This window comes from Exercitatus varius (assembly GCF_029577735.1).
GTDB classification, from domain to species: Bacteria; Pseudomonadota; Gammaproteobacteria; order Enterobacterales; family Pasteurellaceae; genus Exercitatus; species Exercitatus varius.
The window spans coordinates 266253-280812 of record NZ_JARQTO010000002.1 but is presented as its reverse complement, the minus strand read 5'-3'; the positions used below and the strand labels follow the sequence as shown (position 1 = coordinate 280812).

Below are 14560 nucleotides of genomic sequence, written 5' to 3'. Positions count from 1 at the left end.
AATAATTATTCAGTAATAATGAATTTATATGCAAATCAAACAATATGCAAGCAAAAAGTGCGGTCACAAAAAGACACGTTTTTTCATTTGCCGTATTCCTGTCAGACAAAAACCTTTGCTACGAGGCTGAAGATAACGGTCGCCGGCTATTTTATCGCATTCTTTTCCTCGCATAAACCTGCTATAATCGCGGCAATTTTTTGATGAACAGAGAAACCTGATGAAACCACTTTTCGCCACCTGTGCCCGTGGCTTTGAAGAATTATTGAAAACCGAACTGACCGAACTCGGCGCGCAAAACGCCCGCGTCGCGCAGGGCGGCGTCCATTTTTCCGCAGACGATGAAACCCAATACAAAGCGTTATTGTGGTCGCGTCTTGCCTCCCGCATTTTATTGCCCATTACCCAAAGCAAAATTTACAGCGATTTGGATCTCTACTCTACCGTCGTCAGCCAGCCCTGGTTAAACTATTTCGACGAAAAAGCCCGCTTTTTTGTCGATTTTAACGGCACAAACCGCGAAATTCGCCACAGTCAATTCGGTGCTATGCGGGTGAAAGACGGCATTGTGGATTATTTCGAACGTAACGGTAAAGAGCGCCCGAGCGTAGATAAAAATCATCCCGATGTGCGCATTCACGCTTATCTGAATCGCGACGATTTAATCATCTCTCTGGATTTAAGCGGCGAAGCCCTGCATATGCGCGGTTACCGCGAAGACAGCGGACAAGCGCCGTTGCGGGAAACCTTAGCGGCGGCGTTGGTCTTGCGTTCCGGCTGGCAAAAAGGCACGCCTCTAGTGGATCCCATGTGCGGTTCCGGCACGTTGCTGATTGAAGCGGCGCAAATGGAAGCACAAATCGCGCCGCAGCTACACCGATTACACTGGGGATTTGATTTCTGGAAAGGGCATAATCAGGCGGTCTGGGAAAAAGTGAAGGCGCAAGCCGTTGCCCTGGCGGAAGCGGAAATGCAGAAAAATCCGCAGCCGCATTTTTACGGGTTCGATTTGGATCATCCGGTACTGAAAAAAGCGCAAGCTAACGCTCGAAATGCGGGAGTCGCTCATTTAATCCGATTCTCTCAGGGAGATGTCGCGGCGTTAAAAAATCCGCTGCCAAACGGCGAAAAAGGCACCGTGCTGTGTAATCCGCCTTATGGCGAACGACTCGGCACCACGCCGGCGTTAATCGCTCTTTATTCCGTGTTCGGGCAACGCTTGAAACAACAATTCGGCGGCTGGAACGCCTCCGTTTTCAGTTCGGAACAAGGCTTGCTGGACTGCCTGCGAATGCGTTCTTTTCGTCAGTTTAAGGCGAAAAACGGCCCGTTGGATTGCGTGCAAAAAAACTATCAAATTTCTGACCGCACTTTAGAACAAAGAGATGAAAGTGCGGCGGAAAATCCGGCACTTTCCGACCATGCCGAGGTGGCGACGGATTTCGCCAATCGCTTGCAGAAAAACATAAAGAAAATTGAAAAATGGGCGAAACAACAGGGTTTGGAGGCCTATCGCCTGTATGACGCGGATTTACCCGATTACAATTTGGCCGTGGATCGTTACGGTGATCACATTGTGGTGCAAGAATATGCGGCACCAAAAAATATTGATGAAAACAAAGCCCGCCAACGCTTATTGGACGCGATAAGCGCGACCCTTGCCGTCACCGGCGTGGAAACCAATAAACTGGTTTTAAAAGTTCGTCAAAAACAAAAAGGCAGCAATCAATATGAAAAACTGGCCAACAAAGGCGAATATTTTTACGTGACGGAATACGGTGCGAAACTCTGGGTAAATCTGACCGATTATTTGGATACCGGTTTATTTTTGGATCACCGGTTAACCCGTAAAATGGTGGGCGAAATGGCGAAAGGCAAAGATTTTCTCAATCTTTTCGCTTACACGGGAGCCGCAACGGTGCATGCGGCGCTGGGCGGCGCGAAATCCACCACCACCGTGGATATGTCGAATACTTATCTGAACTGGGCGGAACAAAACCTGATTCTGAACGATATAGACGGCAAACGGCATAAACTGGTTCAGGCGGATTGTCTGCAATGGCTGGCGCGTTGCGATAAACAGTTCGATTTGATTTTTGCGGATCCGCCCACCTTCTCCAATTCCAAACGGATGGAAGACAGCTGGGACGTGCAGTGCGACCACATCAAACTGATGGAAAACCTAAAACGGATTTTGCGTCCGAACGGCACCATTGTGTTCTCCAACAATAAACGCGGATTCAAAATGGATTTCGACGGTTTAGCTTGGTTAGGCTTAAACGGCGTAGAAATTTCCGCCAAAACCTTACCGTTGGATTTTGCACGCAACAAGCAAATCCACAACTGCTGGTTGCTCACCCGCAATGACTGATTCAAGCGATTTCCAATAAAAGTGCGGTCAAAAAACGGCGAGTTTTTCGCCGTTTTTTATTGTGATCCAATTCACATTTTACCAAAATGCCGGTTGCAACTCCGCCACCGCGAACCTAGGATAATTACGAAATTTTGCAAAAAAGGAGTTGCCATTATGACCGGTATATCACTCATTATTTGCTTTGTTATTGCCATTATTATTATGATTTTGCTGATTTCAAAGCTCAAAGTTCACCCGTTTTTAGCCTTAATGACCATTTCCCTCGCCCTCGCGTTAGTGGCGGGTATCGGCTTGGCAAGAATTCCCGGCCTGATCGGGGACGGTTTCAGCGGAACCTTTAAAAGCATCGGTATCGTAATTATCTTCGGCGCCATTATCGGCACTGTACTGGAAAAAACCGGCGCCGCGCTGAAATTAGCGGACATGGTGGTTAAAATAGTCGGACAAAAACGCCCCGAACTCGCCATGCTGATTATGGGTTGGGTTGTGGGTATTCCCGTTTTCTGCGACAGCGGGTTCGTCGTGCTGAATCCGATTCGGGAAGCCATTCATAAAAAAATCGCCGCCAATCCCGTGGGCATGGCGGTGGCGTTAAGTGCCGGTTTGTATACCTCGCATGTGTTCATTCCGCCCACACCCGGCCCGATTGCCGCAGCAGGCGCAGTGGGATTAAGCGGTAATATTTTACTGGTAATGACGATGGGCGCGGTAGTTTCCGTTCCCGTATTGTTCGCAAGCTATCTTTTCGCCAAATCCGTCGGTCCGAAAATTGTATTGGATGAAGCTGAAAGCGACAAAGTTATCAGTAAAAGCTATGAAGAATTGCTCGAACATTACGGCAAACTGCCGAGCGGCTTTTTAAGCCTGGCCCCGATTTTCATGCCTATCTTATTTATGGCGCTCGGTTCCACCGGAAAAATCATGGGTATCGAAGGAGAATTAGGCGTCTTGCTGCAATTTTTGGGCAATCCGATTATCGCCCTGGCAGTCGGTGTGATTTTCTCTGTTTTTTTGCTACTGAATACCGGCAAAATCGGCGAATTTGACGCCTTAACCAACGATACGCTCAAAATCGTCGGCCCGATTCTGTTCATCACCGCCGCCGGCGGCGTGTTAGGCAAAGTGATTACCGAAGCGGGCTTTGTAGAATACATTAAACAAAACGCAGTAGCCATTAGTTCGGCGGGGATTTTTTTCCCGTTCATTATTTCGGCGATCTTAAAAACCGCACAAGGCAGTTCGACCGTCGCCATCATCACCACCGCCTCTATTATGGGAATGTTCAATGCGGATGATTCTCTGATGACCGCCCTGAACCTCACGACCGAAATCGCGGCGGCGTTAACCGTCATGGCGATTGCCGCCGGTGCTATGTGCGTTTCCCACGCCAACGACAGTTATTTCTGGGTAGTCACCAATTTCACCGGAATGACGCCGCCACAAGGATATCGCACTCAAAGTATGCTGACTTTCATTATGGGCATTGTCGGAATATTAACGGTTTACGTTCTTTCTCTAATTTTGCTATAACCCGCGTCCCGCCGCCACAATTACCGTGATGGCGGGCAAATCTTAACCCGCAAAAAACGATGAAAATTTTGACCGCACTTTGAGCTGAACCTGATCGCTGAATTTTGAGAAACAGAGCATATCTTATATGCGGAAGTTATCAAACTTGTCGCTAAGCCAAATTTTGGTATTCTAAAAGTAGCTAAGCTTCACTATATATACTATTTGATTAAAATCTTTCGAAATAAAGGAGAACTAAATTGTGAAAATATTGAAAGTAAGATGATACGAAGTATGAACCGACGGATAAACTTTTCTGATGCTGCAATTAAGCTAGAATCTTCTTAAAATATTGGAATCGGAATGTTCTGGCTATACTTCAATTACAGATTGTAAACTACACTTGAGAAATATTTAATGTATTACAATCGGAAACTAATTAACCTAATCTTAATTTCAAAGGAAGCTCAGTGCTATGAAATTAAATAAAACCATTGCACAAAATATTGTCCAACGAACAATGAAAATAATAGATTCTTCGGTTAATGTAATGGATGAACAAGGAATCATTATTGCTTCCGGGGATCCCCGTCGCCTCAATCAAAAACATATCGGTGCAATGATATCTATTCGAGAGAATCGTACTGTTATTATTGATGAAGAATTAGTGCGAAAATGGAATCATGAAGTAAAAATGGGAATAAATTTACCTATTGTATATTTAGGTGAAATTCTCGGAGTCGTTGGCATTTCAGGGGAACCTGAACAAGTAAAACCTTATGCCGAATTGGTGAAAATGACTGCGGAGTTGATAATTGAACAGCATGTATTACTGGAAAAAGAACGTTGGGAACGTCGCTACAGAGAAGAATTCATTTTACAGCTGTTAGAGAATAAAATCCCTTCCAATACCTTAATAAATCAAGCGAAATTTTTCCAATTCGATTTACAAACTCCAACAACTGTCGCCATAATAAAACTACAGGACTCCACTATCAATAAATTACAATCGATAGTCACTTATCTGGAAACCAAATATAACTGTGCAGTGTTATCTTTAAACGAAATTGCAGTACTGATCCCTAGTACTCAATGTTTAGACTTGCTACAAAATAAACAAACCAACAAATTGTTACCACCAGATATGTCTTATCATGAATATAAAATTGCTATCGGTACCCATTTCACGTTCGACATGACAATTGCACAATCATTTCAAACAGCGCTCAGTACCTTAAATTTCGGCTTAAGATCCTATCCCAAACGCTCTCTTTACGTATTTGAACAACATCGTTTGCCAGTATTACTAGATAACTTATCCGCCACCTGGCAAGCAGAAAAGTTATTAGAACCTTTACAAGCACTTTATGACAACGATGAAACCTTTGTACTACAAAAAACACTACAACAATATTTTTTATCAAATTGTGATCTAGCTCTCACTTCGAAGAATCTGTTCATTCATATCAATACACTACGCTATCGTCTGGCTAAAATAGAACGTATAACCGGCTTATATTTCAATAAGATAGATGATAAATTTATTTTTTATTTAAGCACTATACTAAATAAGTTATTGTAGAAAAATCCAAAAAGGACAACCATACTTGGCATATTATTGTTAATTATTATAAAGACACAACACTAAATTGTGGTAATAATCCTTCTCAACTTGATAACGAGGGGAAATTCTATGATAACAGTTACTACATTAGGCGCAATCGTAGCTCTAGCAGTTGCAATCATTCTTATTCTAAAAAAAGTTCCACCGGCATACGGAATGATTGTTGGCGCATTAATCGGGGGATTAGTCGGTGGAGCAGATCTTACACAAACCGTTAAATTAATGATTGACGGTGCACAAGGAATTACTACTGCCGTTATGCGAATTTTAGCTGCCGGTATGCTAGCAGGTGTATTGATTGAATCCGGTGCTGCCAATACTATCGCGGAAACTATTGTCAAAAAACTTGGCGAAACCCGCGCCTTGATGGCTCTTATCCTAGCTACAATGATTCTTACAACCGCAGGTGTCTTTATAGATGTAGCGGTCATTACCGTTTCGCCCATTGCGCTAGCGTTAGCTAAACGCGGCAATTTATCTAAAATGGCAACCCTGTTTGCCATGATTGGAGGTGGTAAAGCAGGAAATATCATGTCACCTAACCCCAATGCCATTGCAGCCTCAGATACTTTCCATTTGCCGCTCACCTCCGTAATGACCGCAGGTATTATTCCAGCTATCTTTGGTGTAATTCTAACCTATTTCTTGGCTAACTTATTAATTAAGAAAGGATCAAAAGTAGAAAGTTACGAAGTCACCGAAATGAGTGATGATTTGCCTAAATTCCTTCCGGCTATCGTAGCACCACTAACTGCTATTATCTTATTAACATTACGCCCGATTGCAGGTATTCAGGTAGACCCGTTAATTGCTTTACCTGTAGGTGGTATTTTGGGAGCGATTTGTATGGGAAAAGCACGTTCCATCAATCAATTTGCTATCATTGGTTTAGGGAAGATGGCTCCTGTTGCCATTATGTTGCTTGGCACAGGAGCATTAGCCGGAGTTATTGCAAATTCAAGCTTAAAAGATGTCTTAATTGAAAATTTAACGATTTCAGGTTTACCATCTTATCTGCTTGCTCCGATTTCCGGTATCCTGATGTCTCTAGCAACGGCCTCCACTACAGCTGGTACGGTTGTCGCATCACAAGTTTTCAGTGGTACTCTACTCGAATTAGGTGTTTCCGGACTTGCCAGTGCTGCGATGATTCATGCGGGAGCAACAGTACTTGATCACATGCCTCACGGCTCATTCTTTCACGCCACCGGCGGAAGTATGAATATGGACATTCGTGAGCGTTTAAAGCTGATTCCTTATGAAACTGCCGTTGGTCTGATAATGACTGTCATTTCAACTCTTATTTTTGGTGTATTTAATATCTTCTAATTAAAGGTGATCCATTATGAAAATAGTTATTGCTCCTGATTCATTTAAAGAAAGCCTCTCCGCACTCGGTGTGGCGGATGCTATCGAAACAGGCTTCAAAAAAGTTTTCCCAAACGCAACTTATGTGAAAATTCCTATGGCGGATGGAGGTGAAGGTACCGTACAATCTCTGGCAGATGCCTTGCAAGGACGTTTAATTACCGTTGAAGTTACTGCACCGCTTGGTAATAAAGTTAAAGCTGAATTCGCTATTTCTGGTGATGAACAAACAGCAATCATCGAAATGGCGGCTGCATCCGGTTTACATTTGGTACCGATTGAAAAACGAGATCCGACTAAAACGACCAGTTACGGTACCGGCGAATTAATTAAAGCCGCACTAGATCTCGGTGTAAAAAAACTCATCCTCGGTATCGGTGGAAGTGCAACTAACGATGGTGGTGTCGGTATGTTACAAGCACTTGGTATCCGGTTTTTAGATATAAATGGTAAAGAGATCGGATTTGGCGGAAGCGCATTAAACAATATTGAAAAAATTGACCGCACTTCTCTTGATGCCCGCTTACAAAATGTAGAACTCCAAGTTGCTTGTGACGTAAATAATCCGCTTTGTGGTGAAAAAGGAGCATCAGCAACATTTGGTCCGCAAAAAGGCGCTACCCCCAATATGGTTGAACAGCTTGACCGGGCATTAGCTCATTTTGCTAAGATTGCCGAACGAGACTTGCATTTAAATATTCGTGATCAGGCTGGTGCGGGAGCCGCCGGCGGCATGGGCGGAGGGCTATTATTACTACCAAACGTACAGCTAAAAGCCGGTGTACAAATCGTGATAGATGCCGTCCGTTTAGCTGAACATCTGAAAGATGCGGATTTAGTCATTACCGGAGAAGGTCGCATGGACAGCCAGACTATCCATGGTAAAACGCCTATTGGTGTGGCAAAAACGGCAAAAGCCAACAATAAACCGGTTATTGCCATTACAGGATGTTTACGAGAAGATTATGATGTAGTTTATAATCATGGAATTGATGCGGTATTTCCGATTATCCGCCAGTTAGGTACATTGGAAGAAACTCTGGCAAAAGGACGGGAAAACTTAGAATCCGCGGCACAAAATGTTGCCAGATTGTATAAACTCGCTCATTAAACGTATTCCATTAACATCAAAACGCCCCGAATAATTATTCGGGGATTTTTTTAGGTTAAAAAAACTATGCTAAAATCGACCGCACTTTTCCATTCTAAAAGGGATTATTATGTATTGGTTTAAAAATGTGATGATTTATCGTCTGACAAAACGTTTGGATTGGTCTGAGGAAGCGCTGCAGCGGAATCTGGCGCAAAATGCCTACCACCCGTGCGGACAGTCGGATATGAGTAAATTCGGTTGGGCGGAACCGTTGCGAGGTTCGCCGTTGCTGCATTTTTCTGTAAACAAGCAGATTCTGTTGGTGGCGCATAAAGAAGAAAAAATCATCCCAAGCCATGTGGTGAAACGGGAATTGGACAACCGCGTAGAGGAATTGGAACAGAAGGAAAACCGCAAATTAAAGAAAACCGAAAAACAGGCGCTGAAAGACGACGTCGTGTCCGTGCTGCTGCCGCGTGCATTCAGCAAGAATCAACAAACGGCGGTTTGGATCAATACGGAAACGAATTTAATTTATGTGGATGCGGCGTCGAGCAAACGGGCGGAAGACGCTTTGGCGTTATTGCGTAAATCGTTGGGTTCGTTGCCGGTGGTGCCGCTTGCGTTTGCCAACGAACCGGCAGACGTGATGACAAGCTGGATCGCCGAAGGAAAAACTCCGCAATATTTGACCGCACTTGAAGAAGCGGAGCTCAAAGCGGCGGACGATAAAGGCATAATTCGCTGTAAAAATCAGCCTCTGGACAGTGAGGAAATCTTGTCTCATTTGGGCAAAGGTAAATTTATTACCAAATTGGCGCTTGACTGGGACGATCATTTAAGTTTTGTCCTGAATGACGACGGAACCTTGAAACGCCTGAAATTCGCCGATAATATCCGCGAAAAAAATGATGACATTCTGAAAGAAGATTATGCTCAGCGGTTTGATGCGGATTTCATTCTGATGACGGGCGAATTAGCGAAACTGACGGAAAATCTGTTGGATGATTTCGGCGGTGAAAAAGCGCGTTTATAATGCGCTTTACGGAATGCAAACGTCATTACAATCCTAACGTTTCTTTCACAAAAGGTATCGTGAGCTTGCGTTGCGCTTGCAGCGATGCCTTGTCCAGCTGATCTAACACGCCAAACAAATTATGCATATTGCGATCCAATCGTTTTATCAGAAAATTCGCCGTTTCATCCGGCAAATCAATGCCCCGTTGATGCGCATTCCGTTGAAGTGCGGTAATTTTCTGCTGATCGTCAAGCGGATGCAATTGATAAATTTCGCCCCAGCGCAAACGCGAAGCCAGATCCGGTAATTGAACGGGTAAACCGTTCGGCGACTGATTGGCGCTCACCGCCAGCAAGGTATTGCCGTGCTCTTTTATGCGATTGAACAAATCAAAAACCGCGATTTCCCATTCTTTATCACCCGTGACGCATTGTAAATCGTCCAGGCAAACCAATTCCTGCTGTTCTAAATTATCCAGCACTTCGGGCGAGAAATAAGCGGATTTCGACAACGGCACATAAAGTGCGGTACGATTTTCCGCAAAAAATTGGTGAGTCATCGCTTTCAGTAAATGACTTTTACCGCAGCCTTCTTCACCCCAAATATAGAAAAACTGTTGGCGGGGAAGAGTGAAATTTTTACGTAAAGAATCCAGCAACAACAGATTGTTGTTGCCGTAAAAATTGGCAAAGGTTTCCCCGTCCAGTTGGTGAATCGGCAAAGATAACTGCAACATGCTTCTATTCAAACTCTAATTCCACCGCACTTTCGCCCAACATTCCTACTAAGGCGGCAAGCAGATCATCGCTGGGTTTGATGTACCATTGCACTCCGAGTTTAAGCAATGCTCTGCCCTGCGGACTATCGTAATAGACGTTAATTGGCATGGTACCGCCGCTAAAAGGTTCGATCGCCGTTTTAAACTCACGGATAAACTGCGGTGTAATTTGCTCCTGTTTCAGACTAATTGCCAGGCTTTTCGCATATTGAGAACGGGCTTCGTCCAACGTCGTCAGTTCACGCACGGACATACGCAATCCTTGGGTAAAATCATCGAAACTTACCTGCCCCTTAACGACTACGATGGCATCTTTTTGCAGTTTTTCGCCGTAATTATCCAAGGCTTCCGCAAAGAGCGTAATATCTAAACGCCCCGAACGATCATCCAGACTGGCAATGCCCAGGCGACTGCCTTTTTTGGTTACCGCAAAACGGGAACTGACAATCAGTCCGCAGGCGGTGCTCATTTGGCCCCGTTGGTTCGGTACCAAATCTTTCAACCGATTCGGACTGTAATGAGACAATTCTTTCAGATAACGGCTAATCGGATGGCTGCTTAAATACAATCCTAAGGTTTCCCGTTCGCCGTCCAGAATCTGTTTTTCCGTCCAACGCGGCGTGTTGGCATATTTACGTTCGACTTCTGCATGTCCGGCAGTCAACACACCGAACATATCCGCCTGTCCCATGGCTTCATCCTTGGCGAACTGGCTGGAAGACTGTAATGCGTCTTCCAGATTCTTGGCCAGCGCGGCGCGATGCGGTCCCAGCTTATCAAAGGCGCCTGATTTAATCAGGCTTTCAAAGGTGCGACGGTTAATTTGTTTTAAATCCACCCGCGCGCATAAATCAAACAAATCTTTAAAAATACCGCCTTCATTGCGGGCTTTTACCAAGGCCTCGATCGGCCCTTCTCCCACACCTTTAATGGCGCCGATACCGTACACGATTTCACCGTGATCGTTAACACTGAAATGGTGTTTGCCCGTATTGATATCCGGCGGCGTCACTTTTAACCCCATACGCAAACATTCGTCATACAAGCCGACGATTTTATCGGTGTTATCCATTTCCGAGGTCATCACCGCCGCCATAAATTCCGCCGGGAAATGAGCTTTCAGCCAAAGCGTTTGATAGGAAACCAAAGCATAGGCGGCGGAGTGAGATTTATTAAATCCGTAGCCCGCGAATTTTTCCACCAAGTCAAAAATTTTCATGGCGAGCTTGCCGTCAATGCCGTTTTTAATCGCGCCTTCTTCAAATACGGAACGTTGTTTTGCCATTTCTTCCGGTTTTTTCTTACCCATGGCACGACGCAGCAAATCCGCACCACCCAGTGTATAACCCGCCAGTACCTGCGCGATTTGCATCACCTGTTCCTGATACAAAATAATGCCGTAAGTGGGTTCAAGAATCGGTTTTAAGGAAATGTGCTGATATTCCGCATCGGGATAAGACACCTCCTCCCGTCCGTGTTTTCGGTCGATAAAATTATCCACCATACCGGATTGCAACGGGCCGGGACGAAATAACGCCACCAAGGCGATAATATCCTCAAAACAGTCCGGTTGCAGACGTTTAATCAAATCTTTCATACCGCGCGATTCCAACTGGAATACGGCGGTAGTTTCCGCATTCAGCAACAATTTGAACGATTCCGGATCATCCAGCGGAATGCTCTCGATACGAATTTCAGGCTTACCTTCCCGCACCATGCGAGCGTTAATCATTTCCAGCGCCCATTTGATGATGGTCAACGTACGCAAACCCAGAAAGTCAAATTTAACCAAACCGGCATATTCCACGTCATTTTTATCGAAATGCGTGACCGGATGACGACCTTCACTGTCACAATAGAGCGGTGAAAAATCCGTAATCAGCGTCGGTGAAATCACCACGCCGCCTGCGTGCTTACCGGCATTACGCGTAACGCCTTCCAGCTTACGCGCCATGTCGATAAGATCTTTCACTTCCTCATCGCTGTCGTAGGCTTCCTGCAATTTCGGTTCCATATCGAAAGCTTTCGCCAAGGTCATGCCCGGATCCGGAGGAACCAGTTTGGAAATGCGATCAACAAAGCCATAAGCATGGCCCAACACGCGTCCCACATCGCGAATCACCGCTTTTGCCGCCATAGTACCGAAAGTAATAATTTGTGACACAGCGCCGCGCCCGTAAGTTTCCGCCACATGATCAATAACGCGATCACGCCCTTCCATACAGAAGTCCACATCAAAATCGGGCATGGAAACCCGTTCCGGATTCAGGAAACGTTCAAACAGTAAATCGAATTCCAGCGGATCCAAATCGGTAATTTTCAACGCATAAGCCACCAAAGAACCCGCACCCGAACCGCGCCCCGGCCCTACCGGCACGCCGTTATCCTTCGACCATTGAATAAACTCCATCACAATCAGGAAGTAGCCCGGGAAACCCATTTGGTTAATCACGCCCAGCTCCGTATCCAACCGCTCGTCATATTTCTGTCGATTTTCCGACCGCACTTTCGGATCGGGAAACAGAAATTCCAGCCGTTCTTCCAGGCCTTCTTTGGCGCGTTTAATCAGATAATCTTCCGTAGATAATTCGCCGGTCGGGAATTGCGGCAGAAAATATTGGCCCAAGCGAATCGTCACATTACAACGCTGCGCAATCAGCAAGGTATTTTCAAGTGCGGTGGGAATATCGGCAAAAAGATCGCACATTTCCTGTTCGGAACGAAAATATTGTTGCGATGTGTACAATTTCGGCCGTTTCGGATCGTCCAACGTGTAACCGTCATGAATCGCTACGCGAATCTCGTGCGCTTCAAAATCTTCCGTTTTCAGAAAAACCACGTCGTTAGTGGCCACCAAGGGAATTCGATGTTTTTTCGCCAAATCCATAGCGGTCCGAATATAGCGCTCTTCATCGTAATGTCCTACGCGGGCGAGGCTGATATAAAAATGGTTCGGGAAAAATTCTTGATAAAATTTGACCGCACTTTCCGCATCGGCAAAGTTATCTTTCAGCAATTTCTGACCGATATCTCCTCTGCGGCCGCCCGACAGAATAATTACGCCCTCTTTATGCTCAATCAGCCAATCCTGATCGATGTAAGGCAAATCGTCGTAACCGCGCTGATAGGCTTTGGATAACAGCAAGGTAATATTTTTATAGCCTTCGTTATTTTTAGCGAGCAATGTCAATTCAAACCGTTCGTCGCCGCACAATTTGCTTTTTACCAGCACATCGGCGCCCACAATCGGCTTCACGCCGGCACTCAAGGCTTCGCCGTAAAATTTGACCAAACCGCAGAAGTTGGTGAAATCCGTTAACCCCAGCGCCACCATATTTTCCTGCACGCAGGCTTTCACTAACGGTTTCACTTTGGCGATTCCGTCAATCATAGAAAAGTCGCTGTGCGTACGAAGATGGACAAAACGGGGTTGCGTCATCACATTATCCTTCTGGCAAAAATTCGGCACGGAGAAACCCTCGCCATATTATTGTTCTAAATCGGTTCGCAGTGACACCAACAGCTGATCGATTTTAAAATTGTCGGTATCAATAATTTCAAACTTGTATTTGTCGTACAGCACAAAATCCGTTTTTTTCGGAATCTTGCGCAGCATGTACATCATAAAACCGGCGATGGTTTCATAATTTTCCCAATCGGGGAACGCTTCAATGTCCAGCGCGCGCATCACGTCTTCCAGCGGCGTCGCACCGTCAATCAGCCATGAAGTTTCATCCCGTCGCACAATCTGTTCTTCTTCGCTGGAAACCAGTTCGCCCATTACGATACTCATGACGTCGTTCAACGTCACAATTCCCACCACCAAAGCATATTCATTGACGATCACGGCGAAATCCTCACCGGCGGATTTAAATAATTCCAACACTTCATACAGCGAAAGCGTATCGGGAATAAACACCGGCTTGCGCAATAAACGGCCGTCCGTTAAAGAAATATTGTCTTCGCCTTTGAGGTAATAACTCAGCAAATCATGGGATTCCACATAACCCAGAATTTTATCCAGCCCGCCGTCGCAAACCGGTAGCTTGGAATGGCTGTCGGAACTCAGGGTTTCCAGCACTTTGGCGCGATCAAAAGTGCGGTCTAAAAATACGATGTTTTCACGCGTGGTCATCGTTGAGGTGACGGTGCGTTGCTGCATGTCGAAAATATTTTCGATCAAATAATGTTCCTGTGCCTTCAACACGCCGGATTCCGCGCCCGCTTCCACCACCGCTACAATATCTTCCGAGGTCATGTTGTCTTCGCGCACGGTGGAAATCCGCAACAAGCGGAAAATGCCGTTGGCAAGCGTATCGAAAATCCACACCAGCGGACTGAAAACAAAAATGCACACCTGCATAATGCCGACGGTTCGCAACGCCACCGCTTCGGGATAAGTCATGGCAATGCGTTTAGGAATCAAATCCGCAATCAGAATAAACGAAAAGGTGACCACCGCGAACGCCAGCCAGGAAGCTAAACTCGGCACCGCGCCGTCGGATAAATGAGTATAAGTACGCAGCGCATGGGCGATGTAAGGATTCAACGCGCTCTCGCCAATCACCCCCGACAAAATGGCAACCATATTCAGCCCGATTTGCACCACCGTAATAAAACGTCCCGGTTTTTCCTGTAATTTCAGCACTTGTTCGGCTTTTGTATTGCCCTCATTTGCCAACGCCTGTAATTTCAGGCGCCGCGCACCGGCAAGGGAAATTTCCGCCGAAGAAATTACCGCACTGATGGCGATCAGCAGAAAAATAATGACGATAGCTTCAAATAATCCCATTCTG

General features: G+C 45.5%; 9 protein-coding genes. 6 read left to right on the top strand and 3 right to left on the bottom strand.

Annotation, left to right across the window (positions count from 1 at the left end):
• Nucleotides 1-220 precede the first annotated feature (220 nt).
• The 6 genes from rlmKL (at nt 221) to rdgC (ending at nt 9004) form a co-directional block, all read left to right on the top strand.
• A complete protein-coding gene (gene rlmKL / locus P7M01_RS03905; protein ID WP_317483039.1) occupies nt 221-2371 on the top strand; it encodes a bifunctional 23S rRNA (guanine(2069)-N(7))-methyltransferase RlmK/23S rRNA (guanine(2445)-N(2))-methyltransferase RlmL in 2151 nt (716 codons plus the stop codon).
• A gap of 156 nt (nt 2372-2527) precedes the next feature.
• On the top strand, nt 2528-3904 hold the full coding sequence (locus P7M01_RS03900; protein ID WP_317476463.1) for a GntP family permease: 1377 nt from the start codon (nt 2528-2530) through the stop codon (nt 3902-3904).
• Between the two features lie 454 nt (nt 3905-4358).
• Nucleotides 4359-5465: a sugar diacid recognition domain-containing protein gene (locus tag P7M01_RS03895; protein WP_317483038.1), complete on the top strand. Its 1107-nt coding sequence runs from the start codon at nt 4359-4361 to the stop codon at nt 5463-5465.
• 111 nt (nt 5466-5576) lie between these two features.
• Nucleotides 5577-6836, top strand: coding sequence for a GntP family permease (locus P7M01_RS03890; protein WP_317476461.1), 1260 nt, complete (start codon nt 5577-5579; stop codon nt 6834-6836).
• A 16-nt stretch (nt 6837-6852) separates the two neighbouring features.
• A complete protein-coding gene (locus P7M01_RS03885) occupies nt 6853-7986 on the top strand; it encodes a glycerate kinase (RefSeq protein ID WP_317476460.1) in 1134 nt (377 codons plus the stop codon).
• Between the two features lie 109 nt (nt 7987-8095).
• A complete protein-coding gene (gene rdgC, locus P7M01_RS03880) occupies nt 8096-9004 on the top strand; it encodes a recombination-associated protein RdgC (RefSeq protein ID WP_317483037.1) in 909 nt (302 codons plus the stop codon).
• Nucleotides 9005-9029: 25 nt separating this feature from the next.
• Here the strand turns inward: rdgC and hda are convergent, their stop codons facing one another.
• From hda to P7M01_RS03865, 3 genes are read right to left on the bottom strand one after another with little or no spacing between them, the layout of a single operon-like run.
• Entirely contained in the window at nt 9030-9722 is a 693-nt protein-coding gene (hda, locus tag P7M01_RS03875) for a DnaA inactivator Hda (protein ID WP_202937003.1), read from the bottom strand.
• A 4-nt stretch (nt 9723-9726) separates the two neighbouring features.
• A complete protein-coding gene (gene dnaE, locus P7M01_RS03870; protein WP_317480559.1) occupies nt 9727-13203 on the bottom strand; it encodes a DNA polymerase III subunit alpha in 3477 nt (1158 codons plus the stop codon).
• A gap of 48 nt (nt 13204-13251) precedes the next feature.
• On the bottom strand, nt 13252-14556 hold the full coding sequence (locus tag P7M01_RS03865; protein ID WP_317475122.1) for a hemolysin family protein: 1305 nt from the start codon (nt 14554-14556) through the stop codon (nt 13252-13254).
• Nucleotides 14557-14560 lie beyond the last annotated feature (4 nt).